The organism is Marinomonas sp. (assembly GCF_965225885.1).
Classification (GTDB): Bacteria; Pseudomonadota; Gammaproteobacteria; order Pseudomonadales; family Marinomonadaceae; genus Marinomonas.
Genome location: NZ_OZ245329.1, coordinates 3,768,779 through 3,794,602 on the forward strand (window position 1 = coordinate 3,768,779; position 25,824 = coordinate 3,794,602).

A 25,824-nucleotide genomic window follows, 5' to 3' on the forward strand; every position below is an offset into this window, starting at 1 on the left:
CTCTGAATCAGTCGACCTTTTGTAGGTCGCACATTAAGGGGTGCTCATTTTGTTCCACGAACTGTTGTACCATTGCTACTTTAGTTTCAGCAATATCAAAAGGATAAATACCGCAAACTCCTTTCCCTTTTTGATGCACTTCTAACATTACCTGATTAGCCTTCTCCCCATCCATAGAAAAAAAACGCTGTAAAACAAATACGACAAAATCCATTGGCGTATAGTCATCATTAAATAACACAACTTGATACATAGAAGGTGGCTTTAACTCCGTCTCTTCTGGAGCAATGGCAATACTGGAATGCCCATGTTGCTCGTCATCTTCTGATACTAGTCTAATTTGTTGATCTGTAATCATCCCATGCCTCTGAGGCTACAATTTTTTACGTAATTTGCCAAATATGACGCATTACTACTTATATACGACTTTTTATGAGTAATAGATTACCACTTGGATTTTACAAATACCAAAAGGGCTTCTACGCTCTTAATTGGGGTGACCAAATGTGCAATCAATGTTTGATGATAAAATTTTAGCATTGATCCATCACAAATAATTTGCACCTATTTAGTAATCTGCGCTATCCGAGCTATGTTTTCAAACGCGCTTAGCATCATCATTACTCATTTTTGATGAGTTAGGCAAACATCGACTGAGTGGATAAGGAGTGACTCATGCATCACGGATCAGTGAAGTGGTTTAACAACGCAAAAGGCTACGGCTTTATTGTGTCGGAAGATTTTAATGAAGATTTATTTATTCATTATTCAGCGATCAATGTAGAAGGCTACAAAACGCTTAAAGCAGGCCAAACGGTAACCTTTGACGTTGAACCGGGAGAACGAGGCCTGCATGCGATTGAAATCAATCCGACAGCAGCTATACAAGAAACTAAAAAAGAAGCCAAACAAGAGGGCAATCACTCCGACGATAAAAATACTCAACCAGCATAAAACCGCTAGATCATCGCTATCCTCAAGCGAATTTGCTATCTTACTCCTCATCATGAGGAGTAAGATAAATGTCTTTTTACGCTGTTTTTATACTCCTAACCTCTTCCCAACAACACCATAATCGAACTCATGCCTTCTAACTTAATTTTATTTAATAAGCTCTTCCGAGTGCTCAGCCAATTCTCCGCAGAAGGCGATAAAACCACTCTTGCCAAATATATTGAAATACCAGAGTTTTATCCTGCTGGAAGATTAGACTTTGATTCTGAAGGTCTTTTACTTTTAACCAATCAAGGTGCTTTACAACACATCATCGCTTCACCTGATTTTAAGCTCCCCAAAACCTACTGGGTTCAGGTTGAAGGCGAGATTTCGGACGACGCTTTAGCAAAACTCAGACAAGGCGTCGAGCTAAAAGACGGACTCACCAAGCCTGCTCAAGCTGAACATATGGCAGAACCAGACGTTTGGGAAAGAGTTCCTCCAGTTCGCCATCGGGAAAATATCCCTACGAGCTGGCTATCGCTACAAATTCGAGAAGGCAAAAATCGACAAGTTCGCCGAATGACCGCCGCAGTAGGTTTCCCAACACTTAGATTAATTCGTTATGCCATTGGCCCTTATACTCTAGAAAATACAACAGTAGGCCAATGGAACTTCATAGAACCAACCGACGACTTACTAAAAGAGGTTAATCAGTTTGAAGAGCAAAGAAAGAGAAAGACTGCCTCACCTAACCGTCGCCGCCCTAGTGAGAAAGGACAACAAAGACCCCAAGGAAACAAAGTTTCTCATGGTGAAGGAATGGCAAGACGGAATACTCGTCCTAAATCAACCAGCCGGTCACATCGAAAATAACGAAAGCGCCATAGAAGCGGTCATTCGTGAAACAAAAGAAGAGTCTGGTTGGATAGTAAAACCTATCGGCTTACTTGGCATGTATGCTTTTACACCTTACGAAGGCGCTGACACCTATCATCGCCTATGTTTTTTGTGCGAAGCCGTTAGTGAAACCAACGAGCCACTCGATAAAGATATTGTTTCTAGCCACTGGTTAACTTACGAAGAAATCGTGGCACTGCCTCATCGCAGCCCATTAATTAAAGCCTGCATTGAAGATTCGCAAAACAACCCCATTATTTCCTTATCATTCTTGTCAGATCAGTACTTGTCGCCTGTGCCGAGTACTCAAAAATGAAGTACAATGCGCAATCAATTTTACTGAGGCTCTGCCTCTTCGTTTTACTAAATTAACAGTCGAGAAAAAATCGGTCATGAAAGAAAGCCACTACCTAACAGATCAACCAGCCAATCACGATAAAAAAGTCATTGTGGGCATGTCTGGCGGTGTCGACTCCTCCGTATCAGCACTTATTCTGATGCAACAGGGTTATCAGGTTGAAGGCCTATTCATGAAGAACTGGGACGAAGACGATGGCACAGAGTATTGCACAGCAAAAGACGACCTTGCTGATGCTCAAGCCGTATCGGATAAACTCGGTATAAAACTGCATACCGCTAACTTTGCATCAGAATATTGGGACAACGTCTTCGAGCATTTTTTGGCTGAATACAAAGCTGGCCGCACGCCAAACCCAGATATTTTGTGCAATAAAGAAATCAAATTCAAAGCGTTTCTAGAGTACGCCATGGCGCTAAATGCCGATTACATTGCCACTGGACATTATGTTCGCCGCGGCGAAAAAGACGGTGAACCACTATTGCTAAAAGGCTTAGATGGCAACAAAGATCAAAGCTACTTTCTATATGCGGTAGGCAAAGACGAAATTGCCAAAACACTCTTCCCTGTTGGTGAACTTGAAAAACCAGAAGTACGTCGCTTGGCTGAAGAATTTGGCCTAGTCACTCACAACAAAAAAGACAGCACCGGTATTTGTTTCATCGGCGAACGTCGCTTCAAAGATTTTTTAGAGCAATACTTACCCGCTCAACCGGGCGACATAGAAACCCTTGAAGGCGACAAAATTGCTCGCCACCACGGCTTGATGTATCACACTATTGGCCAACGCCAAGGTTTGGGTATTGGCGGTCTAGCCAAATACTCTGACGATCCATGGTATGTGGTTGAGAAAGACTTAGAACGAAATGTATTGATCGTGACACAAGGCGGTCAGCATGAATCGTTATTTAAAACGCATTTAATTGCTGACAACTTCGATTGGGTTGCGAGAGAAAAACCAGCGTTCCCTTTAACGTGCAAAGCAAAATGTCGTTATCGCCAACCAGATCAAGAATGCACCATCAATGAATTAGCCGATGGCCGCGTTGAAGTATCCTTTGTGGAACCTCAAAGAGCAGTCACTCCTGGCCAATCCGTGGTGTTTTATGTAGACGAAGTCTGTCTTGGTGGCGGCATCATTAACGTCGCCTTTAACAAGTAACTATTAAGAGAGAAAGCGTGAGTAGCAGAGAAAAAGAGCAAACCATCGCCCTGTCCGCCATTTTCCAAGCGGCAGAATTAGTGTCGATTTTAGCGAAAACAGGTCAGGTAGATAATGCCAGCTTACAACCATTATTAGAAAGCCTATTAATGGTTAACGCAGCCTCTACTGAAGATATTTACGGTGGCCAATGGGATTGTTCAACCAATCTTGCTTTAGGCAGAAAAATATCTCGCCAAGCCTTAGGCAAAGAACGCAGTAGTGTGAATCCAGACACTCTTAGATATGCACTTAGTTTAATTCATCTAGAAAACAAACTGGCTAAAACACCAGACATGCTGTCTACCATTGGGCAAAAAATAGCTCAAATCGAGCAGAAAAAAGCACACTATGAAAGCGTTTTACACGAAAACATGCTGGCGTCGATTTCAGGCATGTATCAGGACACTCTGAGTAAGTTATCCTTTCGTATTCAAGTACATGGCGACAGTCGTTTTTTACAACAGCCGCAAGTTGCTAACCAAGTAAGAGCGATTTTAATGGCTGGTATTCGCGCTGCCATGTTATGGCGACAACTTGGCGGAAAACGCTGGCATTTAATCTTTAAAAGAAAAGCATTATTGAATGCACTAGAGTCACGTAATTAATGCTTAAAAGACCCTCTGGGTCTTTTTTTATGCCTAATAAATAACCTTTTAATGGGTGATTGGCACTCAAAGTGGTTGAGCAAGAACCTCCGCGAATAATTGAAATCAATTTCCACTATATCTGAGAGCCAATATCTCTACGTTGTTTTTTTATGTAGTATATCGTACAAATTTTTAACCTGTGCGGGTTAACCTGTAAGAGCAGTTTAAATTAGGGAATGGCGGCTAAAAGTCATCTTCGATTCAATAGGCTAATGCCTGAAATGTTAGGGGAATTACATGTCAACGAAACAAACCATTTACTATACATTTACGGATGAGGCGCCAGCTCTGGCAACCGCGTCTCTACTTCCTATCTTTGGCGCTTTCGCTAAAGAAGCAGACATCGAACTAAAATTGACAGACATATCTTTGGCTAGTCGTGTTATTTCTGCTTTTGCAGACCTACTTCCGGCAGACAAGCAAGCTGAAGACGGCCTAAAATTCCTAGGTGACCTAACCGCAGACCCAGAAGCCAACATCGTTAAGCTACCTAACATCAGTGCTTCTTTGCCACAGCTTTACGCAACAATTAAAGAATTGAACGCTGAAGGTTACGGCCTTCCTGAATACCCAGAAAACCCACAAACAGACGAAGAAAAAGACGTTCAAGCCCGTTATTCTAAAGTACTTGGTAGTGCGGTAAACCCAGTGCTACGCCAAGGTAACTCTGACCGTCGCGCACCTGCAGCCGTTAAAGGTTTCGCGCGTAAAAACCCTCATTCAATGGGCAAGTGGAGCAAAACGTCTGTTTCTCACGTTGATTACATGCGTGATGGCGATTTCTACTCTTCTGAGCAGTCCACTACTATGGATTCTGCTCAAACCGTTAAAATTGAATTCGTTGCAAAAGATGGCTCTGTTGAAGTGAAAAAATCACTTCCTCTTCTAGCTGGCGAAATCATCGACAGCATGAACATCAGCACCAAAAAACTTCGTGCTTTCTTTGAGGCGACATTACAAGAAGCGAAAGAAGACAACGTCATGTGGTCTGTGCATTTAAAAGCAACCATGATGAAAGTCTCTCACCCAATCGTATTCGGTCACGCGGTAACGGTCTTCTACAAAGACGTTTTCGAAAAATACGGTGAGCTTTTCAAAGAAATCGGCGTTAACCCAAACAACGGTTTAGGCAGCGTTTACGACAAGATTCAAAGTCTTCCTGAAGCGAAGCAAGAAGAAATCAAACAAGCGATTCAAGACGTTTATAAAACTCGTCCTGAATTAGCAATGGTTGATTCAGATAAAGGTATCACTAACCTACACGTACCAAGTGATGTAATCGTTGACGCTTCTATGCCTGCGATGATCCGTAACTCTGGTAAAATGTGGGGCCGTGATGGCAAAGCACATGATGCTAAAGCCGTCATTCCAGACAGCACTTACGCTCGTATTTACCAAGAAACTATCAACTTCTGTAAAACCAATGGCGCATTCGACCCTGTAACAATGGGCACCGTGCCAAACGTTGGCCTAATGGCGCAAAAAGCAGAAGAATACGGTTCTCACGACAAAACATTCGAAATGAAAGCCGATGGCGTGATGCGCGTTGTGGATGCAAACGGCAATGTCTTGATGCAACACAATGTTGAAAAAGGCGACATCTGGCGCGCTTGCCAAACTAAGGATGCAGCAATCCGCGATTGGGTAAAACTGGGCGTGACTCGTGCTCGTCAATCTGACACGCCTGCTGTGTTTTGGTTAGAAGAAGAACGTGCACACGATAACGAGCTACGTAAGAAAGTAGAAACTTACCTAAAAGACCACGACACAAGCGGTCTAGACATTCGCATCATGTCTTACAATGAAGCGATCCGTTTCTCTATGGAACGCATTATTCGTGGTAAAGACACAATTTCAGTAACCGGTAACATCCTACGTGACTACCTGACTGACTTGTTCCCAATCTTGGAATTGGGCACGTCTGCGAAAATGCTGTCTATCGTGCCAATGCTAAACGGCGGCGGCATGTATGAAACGGGTGCAGGCGGTTCTGCTCCTAAGCACGTTCAACAGCTTGTCAACGAAAACCACCTTCGTTGGGACTCTCTAGGGGAATTCCTAGCAGTGGCGGTATCTTTCGAAGAGCTTGGCATCAAGCACAACAACGCAAAAGCAAAAGTTCTTGCGAAATGCCTAGATACAGCAACAGGCAAACTGCTAGACAACAACAAGTCTCCTTCTCGTAAAGCAGGCGAAATCGATAACCGTGGTAGCCACTTCTACCTAGCGCTTTACTGGTCTCAAGAGCTTGCTGCACAAACTGACGATGCAACATTGGCAGCGAAATTCGCGCCTCTTGCAAAACAGTTAGCGGACAACGAAGACAAGATTGTGGCTGAACTTGCGGCAGTACAAGGCAAGCCTTCTGGCTTATCTGGTTACTACCACATGGATCTTAACGAAGTAGCTAAGATCATGCGTCCTAGCACAACCTTCAATTCCGCGTTGGCAACACTATAAAGTAAAACGTTAAAGCAAGCCCAGATATTCTCCTTTGGATAGTATCTGGGCTTTTTTATGCCAATCCCTCCCGTGAATCCCTGTATTACCTCCGCTCTTTTGCCTATAATAGTTGCTCCCTGAAAACCATGTTCGAGGCGTTATCTCAATGGAATTAACTAGCTTAAATGCAATTTCCCCTATCGACGGTCGTTACGGATCGAAAACAAACGTACTACGTCGCTCCGTGAGCGAGTATGGTTTGCTGCGTATGCGAGTCATAGTCGAAGTTCGCTGGCTACAGGCTCTTGCCAAACACCCACAAATTATCGAAGTTCCAGCATTGAGCAATGAAGCCAGCGCTTTATTGGATCAGCTTGCGGATAACTTCAGTGAAGCTGATGCACAAGCCATTAAAGACATTGAGAAAACCACGAACCACGATGTCAAAGCAGTAGAATATTTCATCAAGAACAAAATGGCTGATAATGCAGAATTAGCAGCGATTTCTGAATTTGTTCACTTTGCTTGTACTTCAGAAGACATCAACAACTTATCTCATGCATTGATGTTGCGTGAAGCATTGGAACAAGGCATTACTCCAGAGCTTAAAAACGTCATTAAAGCAGTTCAAGATCTGGCGATCGAGCACGCTGAGCAATCAATGTTGTCTCGTACGCATGGCCAAACAGCATCACCAACCACTGTTGGTAAAGAAATGGCTAACGTTGCTGCACGCCTTAGCCGTCAGCTTAAGCAAATCGAAAACGTTGAATTTTTAGGCAAAATCAACGGTGCTGTCGGTAACTACAATGCTCACCTTTCGGCTTACCCTGATGTGGATTGGCAAGCACACGCTGAAGCGTTCGTTACTTCTCTAGGTTTGACTTGGAACCCTTACACAACTCAAATCGAGCCGCATGATTACATTGCAGAGCTATACGATGCCATTTGCCGCTTCAACACTATCTTGATCGATTTCGACCGCGATGTGTGGGGCTATATTTCTATGGGCTTCTTCAAGCAAAAAACCATTGCTGGCGAAATCGGTTCTTCTACCATGCCACACAAAGTTAACCCAATCGACTTCGAAAACTCCGAAGGTAACTTGGGCATTGCGAACGCGATCATGGGTCACTTGAGCGCTAAATTGCCAATTTCTCGCTGGCAGCGCGACCTAACTGACTCTACGGTTCTTCGTAACCTTGGTGTTGGTTTGGCTCACAGCTTAATCGCTTACCAAGCAACTCTAAAAGGCATCAGCAAGTTGGAAATCAACGCTGCACGTCTTGAAGCAGACCTTAACAATGCTTGGGAAGTATTGGCTGAGCCAATTCAAACCGTTATGCGTCGCTACGGCATCGAATCTCCATACGAGAAGCTAAAAGAGCTAACGCGTGGCCGCACTATCGATCAAGCGACGATTGAAGCCTTTGTCGATACGCTAGACATGCCTGAGCAAGCCAAAGCCGACTTGAAAGCGCTAACCCCAAGCACTTACATCGGTAACGCGGTTGCTCAAGCGAAAGCGATTCGCAACTAAGCCTTACTTTAACAAGTAAATAAAAGAGCCGATTTATCGGCTCTTTTTGCCTTTAAGGCTGCTAACCTTTAGCAATATCACTACTTTCTTTGTTCTTTTTAATGAGCGATTTATGACAGACCTAAATACACCGTTGGCTATTCTTGGTGGCATGACAGCCCAAACCTTTATCGACGAATATTGGCAAAAAAAGCCTTTGTTAATTCGCGGCGGTCTTGTCGATTTCACTCTACCATTGGAAGCAGATGAACTTGCCGGCATGGCAATGGAAGAAGAAATTGAATCTCGCATTGTGATCGAGAACGGATTAAGACCTTGGGAAATGCGCCAAGGCCCTTTTACCGAAGACACCTTTGCGACTCTACCTGAGAAAGAATGGACGCTATTAGTCCAAGCCGTTGATCATTGGGTACCAGAAGTTCAAGCGCTAAAAGAACAATTTGAGTTTTTGCCAAGCTGGCGCTTAGACGACGTCATGATCAGCTACGCCACAGAAGGCGGCAGTGTTGGCCCTCATTACGACCAATACGATGTGTTCTTAGTTCAAGTATCAGGTAAGCGTCGCTGGCAAGTATTATCGCCAGATGAATACCAAGATTCAGCGATCCCCAATATCAAACTACATATTTTAGACAACTTTCCCGTCAATCCAGAAATGGATTGGGAACTGGAAGCTGGTGACATCCTCTATTTACCACCTAACTTTGCCCACAATGGCCGATCACTAGACGACGAGTGCATGACCTACTCAATCGGTTTCCGTGCGCCAAGTATGCAAGATGTATTAACGGGTATTCGCGATAAACTTTGCGAAACTGAAAACGTTAAAGATCGCTTTGCTGCGCCAGAAACAGCAAGCCGTCAACATAGTGCGCACATCAGCAAAGACGATATTCAATACTTGCAAACACAACTTGCTCGTCTTATTGATCAACCTGACCAGCTTGCAGAATGGTTAGGGGAAACAATGAGTGAGAGTAAATATCCAGAATACCTTGCACCATTGAATCATGAAGAAGTAAACGAAGCATTTAGCAGTGCGACACAAGGCCAAACTTTTATTCGTCCTGGCGATGCGCGTATTTGTTACTATGTTCAACAGAGCACTGAAGACAACGGTAAGATTCGTGTGTTTTGTAATGGCGAAAATTTACTTGTAGATGCAGAGCTAACAGGCTTTGTTGAAGCTGTTTGTCATCAAATTGAGTTCGATTTTTCTGGGCTAGATTTGCAGCAAAATAATGACCTAGAGCCTCTTGTTCGTTTTCTCATTCGTCAGCAAGGTCTGATCGAATTAACTGCACCAGAAGAATAAAAGAACGCAATATTAAGTAAGGTATTCACATGAAGGTTTTAACGTCAGACTGGAATAGCAGCAAAGATCAGCTTACCTTTGTGCGCAAACAAGTCTTTATCATTGAGCAAGGTATCGACCCGAAAGACGAATGGGACGAGCTAGATGAAGACGCCGTTCACTTTGTTTCTTTTGGCACAACGGCGGTTCCTACCGGAACCTGTCGCTTAACCGATAATGGTCAAATTGGCCGATTGGCTGTTTTGCCCGCTTATCGCCATCAGGGTTATGGCGAAATGCTGTTAAACCGAGCAGTGAAAGTCGCCCGAGAAATGGGCATTCGCAAAGTGTTTTTACATGCCCAAGTTGACGTACAGACCTTCTACGAAAAACAAAACTTTCGTGGTGATGGAAAGGTTTTTTTAGAAGCTGGAAAAATGCATATCCGCATGGAAAGAGACATCTAGTTTTCTCTTAGCCGATCTATTTAATACAAAAAAAGCGAGCCATCCCGCTTGGATCGACTCGCTTTTTTGTACGCTGTCTTAATGTTTTACTTTAAGCTGTTTTAATTAAACTGTTTATTAAACAACCGCAATTAGCTCAACATCGAATTGCAAAACAGAGAAAGGTTGAATCATTGCGCCAGCACCTTGAGCACCGTAAGCCAATTCAGCAGGAATAGTAAGACGGTATTTCGCGCCTTCTTTCATCAACTGAAGACCTTCAGTCCAACCAGCAATAACGCCAGTTAGAGGGAATTCAATTGGCTCGCCACGAGCGATAGAGCTATCAAATACTTGTCCATCGATCAAACGGCCTTCGTAATGTACACGAACGGTCGCTTCACGGCTTGGAGTCGCGCCAGTACCTTCTTCAAGCACTTCAAACTGCAAACCACTTTCAGTGGTTTGTACGCCTTCTTTGGCTTTGTTTGTCGCAAGGAAGTCTTCGCCTGCTTTCACGTTCTCTTCAGACGCTGCACGACCTTTCTCTTCCATTTTTTGCTGTAGTTCAGCAAAAGCAGCTTCTAGCTCTGCGCCAGGAACACGCATTTCAGTACCGTTTAGCGCGTCTTCAATTGCAGCAAAAAGATGCGTTAGAGACAATTCACCAAGATCGCTACCGCGTAGTTGATCACCAATTTGACGACCAATGCCGTATGCGATTTTTGCTTCGTTAGAGTCGAACGACAGTTCTGACATGTTTATACTCTCTTATTCGTTTACTAAAAAATTGAACGCGTATCATAACATAGGCAAATCTCATGAGCTTGTCTTTCAAACACCTTAACGCCCTGCCCTACCCAAAAAAATCACCAGTGAAAATAAATTAATCAACCCCATAGATTTATTAAATGATATTCATTATCATCTATAAAATCGTTATTCATGCTGGAGTGCGTTATGAAAACTAAGAGCTTTGTCCCGTCACCCAAAAGATATGCCAACGATAAAAAACCAATTGATTATTGGGGAATGCTATTTATTGGCTTTATCTTCTTATCCTCAATGAGTTGCTTTTTATTTGCAAATCATAGTGATAAGCAATCTTCTAACAGCTTATCACTTACCACTCATCAAATAAGCACAAGGATAATTGACTCAGATCAGAGCAGCAAAAGCTAAAAAGATTAAGCTATAGGTACATAAAAAGAGGATCTTGCCATGTTACCTAAAATAAACACTATCGTTTATGCTTGCGATCTAGACGGTAAAACACAGGCCGCTATGGAGCTCGTTTTAAGCTTAGCCAAAACTCATGGAGCAAAAGTCATATTGATGCATGCGATAGAACCACTAAACGCCCAAGCAGCCAATATGATCAACAACTACATTACCGAAGACGTTAGAGATGCTATGCGCAAAGATGCCATCAAAGACATCAATACACGCATGGAAAGATTACTATCAGAATTCATGGAAAAATATTCAGAAGAACTTTCAAATCTAGAAACACCACCAGAAACTGTTATTGTTAACGGTATTCCATCTGAATCAATCCAACGCTTAGCAGCAGAAAAAAATGCCGACTTGATTGTAATGAATAGCCGAACACATGGCCGACTAAGCCAAATGATCATTGGCTCAACAGCAAACAAAGTTATTCATACCAGCTCAATTCCTGTGCTCGTTGTACCGATAAAATAGCGGTTGTGCCAATTAAATAACCGTTACAACTAACTAAATAATACGCAACTCTAGCCACACTTCTTCGCGTTCGATACACTTACTGTATATATAAACAGTAAGTGTATTTATGATTCTTTATATTGCCGAAAAACCAAGCCTTGCCCGAGCTATTGCTGCCGCCCTTCCCTCTCCTCAAAAAAAAGAAGAAGGCTGTATTTGGTTGCCTAATGGTGACTGTGTTAGTTGGTGCATTGGCCATTTACTCGAACAAGCTGAGCCTCATCACTATAATCCAGCGTATAAAAGTTGGAATTTAGACCACTTACCTATCATTCCAACTGACTGGCAATGGCAAGAAAAAGCCAACACCAAGAAACAGCTTAACATTTTAAAAAAACTCATTAAAAAAGCCACGGTATTGGTTCATGCTGGCGATCCAGATAGAGAAGGCCAATTGCTGGTCGATGAAGTACTTAACTACACCAAGGTTCCAGCACAGAAGCTAAAAAATACTCAGCGACTTTTGGTGAATGACTTAACACCCTCTGCGGTAAAAAAAGCGCTTAATAATTTGCGCTCAAATAATGAATTCGCTGCGTTATCACGCTCGGCACTGGGGCGCGCTCGTGCAGACTGGTTATTTGGCTTAAACCTAACGCGTGCTTATACCATCAAAGGGCGACAAGCTGGTTACCAAGGCGTTTTGTCCATTGGGCGAGTACAAACGCCAGTACTAGGACTTGTTGCCGCTCGAGACAAAGAAAGAGAAGCCTTTGTCCCAAAAGATTTTTATCAAGTATGGGCAAGCATAAAAACATCGCAAGGTGAGACGTTCCAGGCGAAATGGCTGCCCAGTGAAGCCTGCCAACCTTATATGGATGAAGAGAATCGCGTGCTCAGTTTGCCACTGGCGCAAAACGTCGCCAATCGCATTACCAATAAACCCGCGATTGTTGTTGAAGCAAATTACAAACAAAAGAAACAGCCAGCACCACTACCCTATAGTTTGTCCGCACTTCAAATTGATGCTGCAAAAGCCTTTTCTCTTTCGGCACAACAAGTGTTAGATACTTGCCAAGCGCTTTATGAACGCCATCAGATGATCACCTACCCCAGATCCGATTGTCGCTATTTGCCGACTCAACAACATAAAGATGCTCCTGCTATTATTGCTGCTCTCACTCGTTCGGGAGGTGATATGCAACAAGGCGCAGAAAACGCCGACGCATCACGAAAAAGCAAAGCGTGGAACGATAAACAAGTCACGGCTCACCATGCCATTATTCCAACCACTCAAGCCCATAAAGCGACATCACTTTCCAAAACAGAAGCGCTGGTATTTAACCTGATTGCTCGCCAATATCTCATGCAGTTTTACCCTGAATACGATTATTTGGCGTCTTACATTAAATTGGAAATTGCAGGCGGACTGTTTGAAGCAAAAGGTAACACGCCTATTTCACTTGGCTGGAAAACACTTTTACCCAATAAAAACAAAAGCAAAGACCCGGAAGATGAAAGCCAAAATGAGCTACCAAAGTTAAGTAAAAATGAAGAGCTCTGGTGTACACAAGGACAAGTTCAAGAAAAAGTCACCACACCGCCAGCCGCCTTCACTGATGCAACCTTACTAGCTGCCATGACAGGCATCAGTCGCTTTGTGACGGACAAAGACATTCGAGCCATACTAAAAGAAACCGATGGTCTAGGCACAGAAGCGACGCGAGCTAGTATTATAGAGTTACTTTTTAAACGCGGTTTTTTGATGAGACAAGGCAAGCAAATTCACGCCAGCCAAACAGGCCGCGCCTTTATAGATTGCTTACCTTCGCAACTTGTTACGCCAGATATGACGGCTAAGTGGGAATCTTCTCTTAACAGCATCAGTCTTGGCGAAGCCAGTTATCAAGAATTCATGATAAATTTAGAAGCCAACTTAAATCAGTTACTGAGTGCTTCACGAGATATGCCAACCTCAGCATTACAGAACCTGCCGCCGCCAACCAAAAACCCTTTTGCTAAACGAAAAGGCTCAACTAGAAAAAGGACAACAGGCGCAAGAAAAACAACCGGAACGAAATCTACCAGCTCAAATACAAAAAGACGCTCGAAAGCGCCTTCTTAATAAACCCATTTTTATAGACGTCAGGTCAACCGATTGCAAGCCATATACCAACACCAACCATTAATGTACCAGCAATGCGGTTCATGATACGTACATTGCCACTTTGCATCAGAATGGATTTTAGTGTCCTTCCACCTGTGGCATAAATCAGTAAACAACTAAATTCGAGCGTTAAAATGATGGCTATTAATACAGTCAATTGGCTAGCAAGTGGGCGGCTAGCGTCTAAGAAAGGAGGCAATAAAGCGACAAAAAACGCCCAGCCTTTAGGGTTAGCTATCGCCGTCACAAAACCTTGTGAAATTAAATCAAAACGTGAGGCAGGCTTAGTGCCAATGGCATCCGATTTAATCGCCATTTTGCCTTTAGATAACCACATCTGAATACCAACAAAGGCAAGATAAGCACCACCGATGTATTTCAACACCATAAATACACTTGGGTAATTCAATAGTAATGCCGCCACACCAATAGCGGATAGAATCGCCACGGTTGCAACACCAACCAACTCGCCTAACATCATCCAAAGAGCGCGTTTCACGCCAATAGTCATGCCCAATGTCATGGCTAGTGTCATACACATACCAGGTGTAATTGAGACAAAAAAGAAAGTCGGTATAAAAGCAGAAAGCAAGGCTAAGTTCACAAGAGATCCTTATCTAACATGAAGTAATTAATTCGAAAATTCTCATGACTTATTGTAAGTAGGAAGCATTAAAAACAAATGAAAAGAAATTAAAATCGTTGTTTCGTTTTAAACGTGGAGTCCTCAATAAACTTACTCCATTCGTCATCTAGTTCATCCTCATCCCCATTTGACATATTTTTAGTGATCTCTTCTTCTGATTTTTGCAAAGCAAGATCATCTTCAATTTCTTTCAGCAGTTCTTGAAGTTTGAGAATGGTAGGTTGAGCCTCAACAGACTCCTTAATGGGGGTTAATTGCGACAAAGTCTCTTTATACATCTCTACTGCCGTCTCCATCTGACCACTCAAAAATGCTTTTCGAGCAAGATGCGCATGATAATCCGAGTTAACTTTGTATTGATAAAAATTTAATAACTTACTATATCGATGGACAACATCTGCATCGATGGTTTTTTCTTTTTGAGAAACGATCAAAAATGACTTAAAAGATTCAAATAGGCGCTTTACTTCTATAACAAGAAGCTCATCATTCATTGGTTTAGCACGTCTGTTCTGTTTATTTGTTTGAAATTCGGCCATTTCTTCTGCCAAATGGCCGCGACGGCGAGTCAAGGTTGCATCAGCTTGCAATACGATAAGCTGATCATATATAGCGATCATCCGAGAAAACAACCACATCCTCATGTCTTTGGGCTGGTATTGAGGAGGCATTTCATCAAGGTAGCGACGTACTTGACGTAATTGGTTATTGAGCGTTGCCACTTTGCGCAACTTTTCCAATTGAGCCTGCTCCTTTAACTGTAGAAATATTGCAAAAGCAATAAACCCACCGATAACTAGCAAAAGTACAGTGATGGTGACGGCTGTCATATGATACGTTGTTTACCTTAGTAATGTTTATAGACGAACGACATCTGCCAGCTACCCAAAGATCAATACTATGAAATTCGAAAGCTTATTTCAATTTGAGCCCTGTCTCATCCTTTTTGCCAAACAAAACATTTTCAACATCCTGTATCATATTTTGTAGACGTAAAACCTCTCGTCTTGAGCTACTTACTGAACTGTTTTTTTCTATTACAGATAACGCCATTCGGTATTTTTCTAACGCCCGATTTTTTTTCTCATTATCCAAGTCGTCTCTTGCTTGTCGAACTAATAAATCACGATAAGCAAGAGCATGAGCATACCGTATTAATAGAACATGATGCCTTATTATTGCTCGGCTTGCTCCATTGCGTTCAGGCATGTTTTTCATTTCTTTAAGTATGTACAAAATAGCATTATGAGTGTGATCGAGATGTTCTTGGGTTGCCACTCGATCTTTACTTACTACTCTTTGGCCAGACTTCAATTCATTAAGCAATCGAGTCAAGTCAGTTTGTTTTGAAACAAACTCAGATCTATAATTCGCTCTAACAAGCTGCTCAATGACAGAAAGCAAGTGCTCAATAACAAATATTTTTGTATCCCGAGTTAGATAGCGATCAGAAACCATCTCTAATGAATAAAATAATCGATCACTTCGATTCGATAAACGAGAAAATAATTTCTCTCTTAGTTCTCTTCGATGTTTCCGCCATCGAAAAAAAGAAGGTACCGAAAAACACACAACTAACAAGAAAATAGCAGCTAATATCAACGTGCTTGATTTCATTTTTTAATAGTTACCTAATCGTGGTATTTTAAAAAATATAAGTAACATACTTTTATATAACACAGACAAGCGGATGAAAACAGAAAAAGACCAGAAGGTCTGATCTTTTTCTATATTTTTATAGTTTGGCTTATCGAGAAACTGAATAACCAAGTAGCATATAAAATAGCATGGCAGATAGTAAAGCAGAGGCTGGAACCGTGATAACCCATGCTGCTGCAATGCGTAATAACGCAGAACGCTTCACTAATTCTTTTTTTGTTGCTTTTTTCAAGCCTTTACGCTCTGCAGAAGAGATAGGAGACGATGCTTGAGCGGCTTTCAATTCTTTCAAAATCGCACGTTTTTCTTCGACATCAGCCAATTTGAAACGCTTCACAAATTCTTGCGTTTGCTGACCATTGAGGCCTGCTGATTCTGAATGCGAAATAATAGATGCCAATTTTTTCTCGTAAGATTGTTTCAGATACTCACGTAAGAAGCCAACACCAAAAATACCACCTACGGCAATGTGAGTAGAGCTAACGGGCAAACCAAGCTGAGATGCAACAATTACCGTAATCGCTGCCGCCATAGCTACACAGAAAGCGCGTGTTTTATCTAATTCTGTTATCTCAGAACCAACCGTTTTAATCAGCTTTGGTCCAAACAAAGCCAGACCAACAGCGATACCTACACCGCAAACCATCATAACCCAAAGTGGAATGGAAGCTTTGCTAGAAACAGCGCCAGTCATCAAAGCATCATTAATGGCAGCCAGTGGCCCAATCGCATTAGCAACATCATTTGCACCATGAGCAAAACTTAGCAATGCAGCAGATACAATAAGAGGCAATGTAAATAAGCTATTCACAGCATCTTTGTCGTTTTTCAATACTGAAGATGCTTTATCGACCATTGGACGAACAATAAAGTAAACAGTAAGTGCAATCGCAAAAGCGATCATTGCCGCAGTAATAAAATCTAGCTTCCAGATATGCTTAAGACCTTTAAGAATAAGATAGGTCGAAAATGCCCAAACCATGAGACCAACCAATAGCGGTACAACTTTCTTAGCGGCATCAATCATGTCGTTTTTGTAGGTAATCGAACGCTTGATATACATTAAGAATATTGCAGCGATTACACCACCCATTACTGGAGAAATTATCCAGCTAGCAACAATCGCGATCAATTTATCCCAGTTAGCAATATCCCAGCCACCAGCAGCAATACCAGCACCAAGCACACCGCCCACAATAGAGTGAGTCGTTGAAACCGGAGCACCAAGATAGGTCGCCAAATTTAGCCAAATTGCGCCAGCTAATAAGGCCGCCATCATAACCCAAATAAAAGTTTCAGTGTCGCCAATTGAATTAGGATTGATGATGCCATTTTTAATAGTACCTACTACAGTACCACCAGCAATCAAAGCACCTGCCGCTTCAAAAACAGCCGCTATCAAAATGGCGCCCGTCATACTTAAGGCTTTAGATCCTACCGCTGGCCCCACGTTATTAGCGACATCATTAGCGCCGATATTGACAGCCATGTAGGCACCAATTGCTGCAGCGATAGCTAAAATAGATAGATTAGAAACCCCAACGCCATTAGCTGAAGCATAAAAACCTGACACCAATACAAATGCTAAGGCAATCAAGACACGAATAAACTCATGACCATTCAATAAAGTGGATTCTTCTTTCGGGTTATTTGTAAGATCCATACGGGCTCTTCTTTCTATAATTAATCTATGCCAAATCCTTGCTAGTTAGAAGTTAACCTAAACTCAGCAACGGCATGCTTCCTAGCATCCCAATTAAATTTGGCTCTCAATTCATCCCGTCACACTTCTGTAAAATGTAAATTCGGCGTCATTCTACACTGGGAATCTAAAGATAAAAACCCTAAAATTTTAGAGAGATATTCGCGGAATAAAGGACAAAAAAAAGTGCCCTTGAAGGCACTGAATTGAAATATACTACAGAAATATGACAGTTTTGTTGCAACTTTAAATTGAGATAGACCTAACATTCAATCACATTCACTGCCAGACCACCTCGTGATGTTTCCTTGTACTTATCATTCATGTCTCTTCCAGTATCACGCATGGTGCGAATCACTTTGTCGAGGGACACATAATGCGTTCCATCCCCTCGAAGCGCCATACTCGCAGAGTTAATGGCTTTAATTGACGCCATGGCGTTTCGCTCTATACAAGGCACTTGTACCAGCCCACCGATAGGATCACAAGTAAGGCCTAAATTATGCTCCATACCAATTTCAGCTGCGTTCTCTATTTGTTCAGGTGTTCCACCTGTCGCTGCGGCTAATCCAGCCGCCGCCATCGCGCAAGCCGATCCGACTTCCCCCTGACAACCCACTTCAGCACCAGAAATAGAGGCATTTTCTTTGAATAACAATCCAATAGCGGCAGCGGTTAGGAAAAAGTTAATCACGCCCTCTTCACTAGAACGAGGGCAAAATTCCCAATAATAATGCAATACTGCTGGAATAATCCCAGCGGCACCGTTTGTCGGCGCCGTTACCACTCGACCACCCGCAGCATTTTCTTCATTCACCGCCAAGGCATAAAGATTGACCCAATCCATCGCACCTAGCGATGGTGTAATCATATCCATGCGCGTTTTGCTGGTTAAGTCTCTATATAGGCTCGCGGCTCTGCGTTTTACTTTTAGTCCGCCAGGTAAAATCCCTTCACCACGAATACCTTGCTGCACACATTCTCTCATTACAGACCAAATAGAAAGAATGCCTTGCTTGATTTCTTCTTCTGTACGCCAGTGTTTTTCATTTTCCATCATAATCTGCGCGATGCTTTTGTCTTGTTCTCGACAAAGCTGAATCAATGTCTCTGCGTTATGAAAAACATGAGGAAGTACGGTGGTGTCTTCAACTAATGCCACATTTCCCTGCTCATCTTCCTGAACAATGAAACCACCACCGACAGAATAAAAGGTCGCTTGATGAATCATTTGGTCTTCTGTATCAAAAGCAACCAACACCATGCCATTAGCATGAAAGTCTAATCGATCAATTCGGTGATAAATTAAGTCTGTCGTGATATCGATATGAATTGGCTGCTTAGCCAATAAGGTCAGCTGCGAAGAAGATTCTATTTGCTCAACACGAGCATTCACACCACTAGGATCAATCAAATCTGGCAATTCGCCCTCAAGCCCCATTAAAACAGCTGAGCCAGTACCGTGACCCTTTCCTGTAGCACCAAGCGAACCATACAAATCAATCTTTAAACGACTGACTTTTGATAGTAAGTGTCGATCTTGTAATTGATGGGCAAACTGATTTGCTGCCACCATAGGGCCAACGGTATGAGAACTGGAAGGACCAATCCCCACTTTAAAAAGGTCAAATAAACTGATTGCCATAGCCTTTTCCTTCTACCGACAGAATCTTTCTGTACGGCAATTAAAATACAAAACACAAGATCAATGACGAGAGAAATTATCACTTATGGGAGGAAGTTTCCAATTGGAAACAAAGATTTTTTATTATCTCGGCTAGTAAGGTTAAGAAAAAGCAATTTTCTGGCGCTTCAAGACCAATACATCAATTACTCATTACTAAAATTAACCCTTCCACATCAACCTGCTATTAAGTACCCAAAGGGATAAAAATTGCTTAACCCTGAAAAGAGCCTACGCTTAAAGACTAACCAACCCAAAAGAGGACTTATGTATGTCAGCAACAATCATTGTCGGTATGGATGGAAGTGAAGCAGGTAATCGAGCCTTATCCTACGCAAAACGGCTCGCTACACTTATTGGAAGTGAATGCGAGCTGCAAATAATCTGTGTCGTAGAATGGTCTCCCTACACTTTCCAAACCCCAGAAGAAAACTCCCTCCGTAAAAAGCAAAAACAAGTCGAAACCCAAAACGCCCAAGAACGAGTTATCGATCCAGCGCTTGCCTCTCTTAAAGAAGCCGGTATTAAGGCCTCTGGCGCAGTCAAATTTGGCAAAGCGGCCGCTATTCTTAACAACATCGCAGTAGAAAACAATGCCGAACAAATTGTCGTAGCCAGATCGACAGAACAAGGTTTAAGCGCAAGAGTATTCGGTAGTGTAACGGCCAATTTGGTCATGAGTGCGAATGTCCCTGTCACCGTTGTCAGCTAAGGAAACGTATATTATGAAAAAATTTACCTATTTATTTAGCGCGTTAAATGCCTTGGTTCTATTTGGGTTGAGCTCTTCATTAAAGGCAGCAGAAAGCATTGACGCTGTTGTTAATGAAGCGTTTGGTAACGCTACAGGTTGGTTTGTGAATTTAATTTTCGCTCCACTTCCGGGTACCAGCTTTCCATGGATCGTACTTTGGTTAGTCACAGGCGCAACCATTTTTACTGTGTACTTTGGCTTTGTTCAATTTCGTAGTATCGGGCACTCTATCGCTTTGGTAAAAGGCGACTATTCTGATCCAAACGATGCGGGTGAAGTAAGTCATTTCCAAGCACTGGCAACGGCCCTTTCTGGTACGGTTGGTCTTGGTAACATTGCTGGGGTTGCTGTGGCGGTCTCCATTGGTGGACCGGGGGCAACTTTTTGGATGATTGTCGCAGGTCTTATGGGCATGGCGTCCAAATTCACCGAGTGTACGCTTGGCGTGAAATACCGAAATGAATACAAAGATGGCAGTGTATCTGGCGGCCCAATGTATTACATTTCTAAAGGCTTTAAAGAGCGCGGCATTCCCGGTGGTAGACTGCTAGCAGGGATTTTTGCGATTTTTTGTATTTTGGGCTCTTTAGGTGGCGGCAATATGTTCCAGGCCAACCAAGCCCATGCACAGCTTACTCAAGTAATCGGCGATTACCCAGGTTGGATTACTGGTGTGATTTTTGCCGCGCTTGTTTTTGTCGTTATCGTCGGAGGCATAAAATCGATCGCTCGTGTGACTGACAAAATAGTTCCTATCATGGGCGTTTTATACGTGGGTTCTGCCATTGTTATTTTACTCGTCAATGCAGACAAAATTGGTTGGGCATTCGGACAAATTTTCGAAGGTGCATTTACCGGTTTAGGTGTTGCCGGTGGCTTAGTTGGTGCCTTGATTCAAGGCTTCAAACGAGCCGCTTTTTCTAACGAAGCAGGTGTGGGTTCTGCCGCTATTGCTCACTCAGCAGTACAAACAAACGAACCCATTACAGAAGGCTTTGTGTCTCTATTAGAGCCTTTTATCGATACGGTTGTTATTTGTACTATGACAGCACTTGTCATCATCATTACTGGACAATTGATGGTCAATCCGGAAACAGGCCTTTACATACTAAATGAAGGTGGAACCATTATGACGGCAGATGGCTCGTCTGGTGTTGCATTAACATCTGCGGCTTTTGGTTCTGCGTTTAGCTGGTTCCCTACCATATTGGCTATTGCGGTTATTCTATTTGCTTTCTCAACCATGATTAGTTGGTCTTACTACGGTTTAAAAGCTTGGACCTATTTATTCGGTGAAGGAAAAAGAGCGGAACTGACCTTCAAAATTATCTTCTGTGTCTTTGTCATTATTGGTGCCGCTGCGAGCTTAGGACCAGTTATCGATTTTTCTGATGCGGCGATTTTCGCCATGGCGGTTGCCAATATCATCGGCTTGTATTGCTTAATGCCAATTGTTAAGAAAGAGTTAAACTCTTATATGTCTCGTCTTAAATCAGGTGAAATCAAAAAACACAAACACTAATTTAAGATTGATATCTGAGATTTAAAAGTAAAAAGAGCCAAAAGACAGTTGTCTTTTGGCTCTTTCATTTCCATTCAGTGCTATATAATCCAGCACTCTACTCGTTGATCCTGATTAGAAGAAACCTAATGGATTCACGTCATAGCTGATCAACATGTTTTTCGTTTGTTGATAATGCTCTAGAGCAATTTTATGAGTTTCGCGACCGACACCTGATTTTTTGTAACCACCAAAAGCGGAATGAGCTGGATACTGGTGATAGCAGTTCATCCAAACACGACCTGCTTCTAGGTTACGTCCCATGCGATAGGCAAGATTAGTATCTCGTGTCCAAACCCCAGCACCTAAACCAAATTCACTGTCGTTTGCGATAGCAAGCGCTTCCGCTTCGTCTTTAAAGGTTGTTACACTGACAACGGGGCCAAAGATCTCTTCTTGGAAAATACGCATGTCGTTGGAACCTTTGAATAAGGTTGGCTGTACATAGAAGCCTTTATCCAAACCATCAACCGATTCAATTCCACCACCAATTAATAGTTCTGCGCCTTCGGCTTTACCAATATCGATGTAACTCATGATTTTATCAAACTGCTGTTTGGACGCCTGAGCACCAACTTGCACGTCAGTATCCAATGGGTTACCACGTTTAATGGTTTTAGTACGTTCGATAACCAATGCCATAAATTCATCATAAATGGACTCGTGAACCAAAGCACGAGACGGGCAGGTACAAACTTCCCCTTGGTTAAAGAAAGCCAACACCAAACCTTCAACACATTTACTAATAAAGGCTTCTTCATGCTGCATGACATCAGCAAAGTAGATATTTGGAGATTTACCGCCCAACTCAACCGTAGAAGGAATAATGTTCTCTGCCGCACATTTCAAAATATGCGAACCGACTGGCGTCGATCCCGTAAAGGCAATTTTGGCGATACGCTTACTAGTTGCTAACGCTTCACCGGCTTCTTTCCCATAACCATTGACGATATTCAGTACGCCTGGCGGTAATAGATCTTGAATGACTTTGATCAGTTCAAGAATAGATGCTGGCGTTTGTTCTGCGGGTTTTAGTACCACGCAGTTACCCGCTGCAAGCGCAGGCGCCAGTTTCCATGCCGCCATCAAGATTGGGAAGTTCCAAGGAATGATTTGACCAACAACACCTAGTGGCTCGTGAAAATGATATGCCACGGTATGTTCATCAAGTTCAGCCGTGCTGCCTTCTTGTGCCCGTAAACAGCCTGCGAAATAACGAAAATGATCGGCGGCTAAAGGAATGTCAGCATTTAAGGTTTCGCGAACCGCTTTACCATTGTCCCATGTTTCGGCAACAGCCAGCGCTTCTAGATTTTGCTCAATGCGATCGGCAATTTTTAGCAATATATTGGAGCGATTCGTAACAGATGTTTTTCCCCATGCTACACGTGCCGCGTGCGCTGCATCGAGAGCAAGATTGATGTCTTCTTCAGTAGAACGAGGGATTCGACAAAATACTTCGCCATTAACTGGGCTAATATTATCGAAATATTGCCCTTTCACCGGTGCGACCCATTCACCGCCGATAAAATTACCGTACTGGGCTTCAAATGTAATAAGGCTACCGTTCGTACCAGGTTGTGCGTAGATCATAAATTTCTCCATTTTTATTGTTTTTATTTAAAAAGCTCTCTACACAATCGCTACTCTGGCAACTTCGTGCAAAGCTCTCTTCAGGTTTTTAGTCTTCGTGATAGTAAGAGTAGAAAAAAAGTGGGCATAAAACTTGCCTGTGAGTCCATGAAACTTGTCTAGCGATCCATTTCTACTCTGCTTTTGTATTGACCCATGAGCAAGCAAGAGTGATGATGAGGAAAAAGAAATTGGCCACGCCACACAATAATTAAAATAAAAAGCATTAAGAAAAAAGAGGTGTGTAAATGAGTCGTTCAATCTCGACTGAGAAAACACTACAGCAACATAAACGCGCGCCCATTCAGTTGGTCGAGAACCGTGTATGTTTTGCTGGGCCGCACTCTGAATTAAGTATTTACGATACGTACGAGCAAGCACAGAAAGTCAGCTTAAAAGCCGATTCTTTGCTTTATTGCGGCATGGTGACAGGTGCAAAAGTCATGCATACCAAAGAGCATGACAACATTCCATTTTTGCCCCATGAATCTTTTATTTTGGCGCCAAAAGAAGAAGTCTTTATTGATTTTCCCGAAGCACAATTCCATAAGCCAACCACTTGCCTCACCATCGCTATTTCGCAAGAACGGGTCGCACAAACTTGTGACCGAATGAATGACATTATGGTCGAGTCCTTGCCCTCTGGCGTCACGCTGGACCCAAACCAACACTTACATACCTTGCATACGCAAGCCACACAACAAGTCATTGATAGATTGACCAGTGAGTTTCTTCGCAATGATCCAGACCGAGATTTACTTGTCGACTTTGGCGTCAGTGAACTGGTCACTCGAATAATCCGACATCATGGTCGAGACGCACTATTGCGCTTCACTCAACATTCACCCGATGCAAATGGCTTAACCTGCGTTATCCAATGGATAGAGCACAACCTCGCCCAACCATTAGATATCAACCAGCTAGCTAAGATGGCTTGCATGAGCCGCAGTCGCTTCTACGAAAGCTTTAAGCGCCAATTAGGCTGCACGCCAGTGGAATACCAACATCAACGCAGAATGAGCCGAGCTTATCAGCGCTTACAAGAGAAGTGTTCGGTAACAGAAGTCAGTTATGAATTAGGATATTTAAGCTTGAGTCACTTTAGTCGACGCTTCCATCAACATTTTGGCATATCGCCTCGTCAAGCGACTCAAACTAGACTCAATTCATAATAGTTAATGGCGCAAGAGATATTAAAAGACATGCCTTAGCTTGGCCTTACAATACAGAAAGACGCCAAGCATAAATATCAGGCTGAACATCAGAGCAAAAAATGGTACTAACTGCCCTAGCTGATACAAGGAGGCCAAAATAACGGGCCCCAATGCGGCGCCAAGACCTTGCATCGAGGCATTCATGCTGGCCAATCGGCTTTGTTGATCGTCTTTTACAAGAAGCGTTTGCGCGGTCACTATGCCTGGGAACAAGAAGCCAAAACCTGCGCCAAACAACCCCATTGCCAGCAACACGCCCACATAAGAATCTAAAAAGAGAAAGGCTAATTGCGCCAAAACACCAACGCTCACACCAGAAAAAATCAGCGTCACAACACCTAACTGAAAGCGCGGTACCAAAATCATTTGCACTAGAATACTAAAGCAAGACATGGTCATCATGGCAAAGCCTAACTGTTGTGTCGTTTGAGCTACATCAAGCTGAAATCGATCTTGAATCAAGAAGCTCATAATTTGCTGAACGCCCGTCATGGATAAAATCGACAATGAAGACATAAACAAAAATGGCATGACGGGTTGGGTAAACCAATTAATCGCCGGCGGCTTCACAAATTGACGCACATGCTTGGTATCTTTTACAAAAAACACCACCAGCAAGGCGGCTGAACCAGCCAAAAAAGAAATAATATAAAATGGTGCCGTGAGTCCTAAACTACTCAATAATGAAGCAAAAGCAGGACCTAAAATCATACCGATACTGAATGAAGCACCAATCATTGCAATGGTCGAACTGCGATGCTTAATATCCGTATGGGAAATCAAATAGGTCTGTATAGAAGGCAAAATGCCAGCAATACCAAGGGAAAAAATAATGCGTAACGCAAACACGCAAAAATAAGTTTGCTCCGCCGTCAAATGTTTTGCCAAGGCTTCTTGAAGCACAAAACCAGTCAAAGCAATTGTTATGGCATAACTACTCATGCCAATAATCACCGAACGAACACGACCAATTCGATTAATTATGCCGCCCCATAAAAAAGCCGCGACAACAAAGGTTGCTGCACCGACCGTAATCAGAGTACTAATGCGCACATCTGCCAAACCAATTTCACGGCCAATAGGCGGTAAGGAGGTAAAAATGAAAGATTGCCCAATTCCCACCGCTATTAAACAAGATAGCAACAACCAACGGGACAAACGCTCATGAAGAGAGGAATAGGTTTCGGAGTTAATCAATGTATATCCTTGATATCAAATTTAGTCTACTGACGTAGGAGACTCACTTAAAATACACAAAAGGGCTATTATCATCCTGATAAAGCAGCCTTTTAAAATAACATACTCTGTGTGAAGTTTCTGAGTCATAACGACAAGATTGATTAATAAAAAGC

23 protein-coding genes are annotated in these 25,824 nt (G+C 42.7%); 14 read left to right on the forward strand and 9 right to left on the reverse strand.

Going from position 1 to position 25,824, the window contains the following annotated elements; genetic code table 11:
* Positions 1 to 7: 7 nt before the first annotated feature.
* Positions 8 to 358, reverse strand: a complete 351-nt coding sequence (gene clpS, locus ACO05V_RS18025; RefSeq protein WP_012070938.1) for an ATP-dependent Clp protease adapter ClpS — start codon at positions 356 to 358, stop codon at positions 8 to 10.
* A gap of 317 nt (positions 359 to 675) precedes the next feature.
* On the opposite strand from clpS, the gene ACO05V_RS18030 reads away from it, so the two are divergent.
* From ACO05V_RS18030 to ACO05V_RS18070, 9 genes are all read left to right on the forward strand, one after another.
* Complete coding sequence (locus ACO05V_RS18030) at positions 676 to 954, forward strand: cold shock domain-containing protein (protein ID WP_421854757.1); 279 nt, start codon at positions 676 to 678, stop codon at positions 952 to 954.
* Between the two features lie 129 nt (positions 955 to 1,083).
* Positions 1,084 to 1,812: a pseudouridine synthase gene (locus tag ACO05V_RS18035; RefSeq protein ID WP_421854760.1), complete on the forward strand. Its 729-nt coding sequence runs from the start codon at positions 1,084 to 1,086 to the stop codon at positions 1,810 to 1,812.
* The gene (locus ACO05V_RS18040; RefSeq protein WP_421854763.1) at positions 1,706 to 2,152 is read left to right on the forward strand and encodes an NUDIX hydrolase; all 447 of its coding nucleotides are present in this window, start codon (positions 1,706 to 1,708) and stop codon (positions 2,150 to 2,152) included. The genes ACO05V_RS18035 and ACO05V_RS18040 overlap by 107 nt, the downstream gene beginning before the upstream one ends.
* 76 nt (positions 2,153 to 2,228) lie before the next feature.
* The gene (mnmA, locus tag ACO05V_RS18045; RefSeq protein WP_421854766.1) at positions 2,229 to 3,356 is read left to right on the forward strand and encodes a tRNA 2-thiouridine(34) synthase MnmA; all 1,128 of its coding nucleotides are present in this window, start codon (positions 2,229 to 2,231) and stop codon (positions 3,354 to 3,356) included.
* 17 nt (positions 3,357 to 3,373) lie between these two features.
* Positions 3,374 to 4,003, forward strand: a complete 630-nt coding sequence (hflD, locus tag ACO05V_RS18050; protein ID WP_421854768.1) for a high frequency lysogenization protein HflD — start codon at positions 3,374 to 3,376, stop codon at positions 4,001 to 4,003.
* Positions 4,004 to 4,282: 279 nt separating this feature from the next.
* On the forward strand, positions 4,283 to 6,505 hold the full coding sequence (locus tag ACO05V_RS18055) for an NADP-dependent isocitrate dehydrogenase (RefSeq protein WP_421854771.1): 2,223 nt from the start codon (positions 4,283 to 4,285) through the stop codon (positions 6,503 to 6,505).
* A 148-nt stretch (positions 6,506 to 6,653) separates the two neighbouring features.
* The gene (gene purB / locus ACO05V_RS18060; RefSeq protein WP_421854774.1) at positions 6,654 to 8,027 is read left to right on the forward strand and encodes an adenylosuccinate lyase; all 1,374 of its coding nucleotides are present in this window, start codon (positions 6,654 to 6,656) and stop codon (positions 8,025 to 8,027) included.
* A 112-nt stretch (positions 8,028 to 8,139) separates the two neighbouring features.
* Complete coding sequence (locus ACO05V_RS18065) at positions 8,140 to 9,342, forward strand: JmjC domain-containing protein (protein ID WP_421854777.1); 1,203 nt, start codon at positions 8,140 to 8,142, stop codon at positions 9,340 to 9,342.
* Between the two features lie 29 nt (positions 9,343 to 9,371).
* Positions 9,372 to 9,788, forward strand: coding sequence for a GNAT family N-acetyltransferase (locus tag ACO05V_RS18070; RefSeq protein ID WP_421854780.1), 417 nt, complete (start codon positions 9,372 to 9,374; stop codon positions 9,786 to 9,788).
* Between the two features lie 117 nt (positions 9,789 to 9,905).
* On the opposite strand, the gene ACO05V_RS18075 is transcribed toward ACO05V_RS18070, so the two are convergent.
* On the reverse strand, positions 9,906 to 10,526 hold the full coding sequence (locus ACO05V_RS18075; RefSeq protein WP_421854783.1) for an FKBP-type peptidyl-prolyl cis-trans isomerase: 621 nt from the start codon (positions 10,524 to 10,526) through the stop codon (positions 9,906 to 9,908).
* Positions 10,527 to 10,988: 462 nt separating this feature from the next.
* Between ACO05V_RS18075 and ACO05V_RS18080 the strand changes: the two genes are divergently transcribed.
* Entirely contained in the window at positions 10,989 to 11,471 is a 483-nt protein-coding gene (locus tag ACO05V_RS18080; protein ID WP_421854786.1) for a universal stress protein, read from the forward strand.
* 109 nt (positions 11,472 to 11,580) lie between these two features.
* On the forward strand, positions 11,581 to 13,578 hold the full coding sequence (locus tag ACO05V_RS18085) for a DNA topoisomerase III (protein WP_421854789.1): 1,998 nt from the start codon (positions 11,581 to 11,583) through the stop codon (positions 13,576 to 13,578).
* Between the two features lie 25 nt (positions 13,579 to 13,603).
* Here ACO05V_RS18085 and ACO05V_RS18090 read toward each other — a convergent pair whose 3' ends face one another.
* The 5 genes from ACO05V_RS18090 to ACO05V_RS18110 form a co-directional block, all read right to left on the reverse strand.
* Positions 13,604 to 14,224: a LysE family translocator gene (locus tag ACO05V_RS18090; RefSeq protein WP_421854792.1), complete on the reverse strand. Its 621-nt coding sequence runs from the start codon at positions 14,222 to 14,224 to the stop codon at positions 13,604 to 13,606.
* An 89-nt stretch (positions 14,225 to 14,313) separates the two neighbouring features.
* The gene (locus ACO05V_RS18095; protein WP_421854795.1) at positions 14,314 to 15,096 is read right to left on the reverse strand and encodes a hypothetical protein; all 783 of its coding nucleotides are present in this window, start codon (positions 15,094 to 15,096) and stop codon (positions 14,314 to 14,316) included.
* A gap of 85 nt (positions 15,097 to 15,181) precedes the next feature.
* Positions 15,182 to 15,883: a hypothetical protein gene (locus ACO05V_RS18100; protein ID WP_421854798.1), complete on the reverse strand. Its 702-nt coding sequence runs from the start codon at positions 15,881 to 15,883 to the stop codon at positions 15,182 to 15,184.
* Between the two features lie 130 nt (positions 15,884 to 16,013).
* The gene (locus ACO05V_RS18105) at positions 16,014 to 17,588 is read right to left on the reverse strand and encodes an inorganic phosphate transporter (RefSeq protein ID WP_421854801.1); all 1,575 of its coding nucleotides are present in this window, start codon (positions 17,586 to 17,588) and stop codon (positions 16,014 to 16,016) included.
* A 301-nt stretch (positions 17,589 to 17,889) separates the two neighbouring features.
* Positions 17,890 to 19,272: an L-serine ammonia-lyase gene (locus ACO05V_RS18110; protein ID WP_421854804.1), complete on the reverse strand. Its 1,383-nt coding sequence runs from the start codon at positions 19,270 to 19,272 to the stop codon at positions 17,890 to 17,892.
* Positions 19,273 to 19,582: 310 nt separating this feature from the next.
* On the opposite strand from ACO05V_RS18110, the gene ACO05V_RS18115 reads away from it, so the two are divergent.
* Positions 19,583 to 20,023, forward strand: a complete 441-nt coding sequence (locus tag ACO05V_RS18115) for a universal stress protein (RefSeq protein WP_421854807.1) — start codon at positions 19,583 to 19,585, stop codon at positions 20,021 to 20,023.
* Between the two features lie 13 nt (positions 20,024 to 20,036).
* Positions 20,037 to 21,587 carry an alanine/glycine:cation symporter family protein gene (locus ACO05V_RS18120; RefSeq protein WP_421854810.1) on the forward strand — a complete coding sequence of 517 codons (1,551 nt, stop codon included), beginning with the start codon at positions 20,037 to 20,039 and terminating at the stop codon, positions 21,585 to 21,587.
* Positions 21,588 to 21,701: 114 nt separating this feature from the next.
* Here ACO05V_RS18120 and ACO05V_RS18125 read toward each other — a convergent pair whose 3' ends face one another.
* A complete protein-coding gene (locus ACO05V_RS18125; protein ID WP_421854813.1) occupies positions 21,702 to 23,219 on the reverse strand; it encodes an aldehyde dehydrogenase family protein in 1,518 nt (505 codons plus the stop codon).
* Positions 23,220 to 23,506: 287 nt separating this feature from the next.
* On the opposite strand from ACO05V_RS18125, the gene ACO05V_RS18130 reads away from it, so the two are divergent.
* Entirely contained in the window at positions 23,507 to 24,430 is a 924-nt protein-coding gene (locus ACO05V_RS18130) for an AraC family transcriptional regulator (RefSeq protein WP_421854816.1), read from the forward strand.
* A 21-nt stretch (positions 24,431 to 24,451) separates the two neighbouring features.
* Here ACO05V_RS18130 and ACO05V_RS18135 read toward each other — a convergent pair whose 3' ends face one another.
* Positions 24,452 to 25,669 carry an MFS transporter gene (locus ACO05V_RS18135; protein WP_421854819.1) on the reverse strand — a complete coding sequence of 406 codons (1,218 nt, stop codon included), beginning with the start codon at positions 25,667 to 25,669 and terminating at the stop codon, positions 24,452 to 24,454.
* Positions 25,670 to 25,824 lie beyond the last annotated feature (155 nt).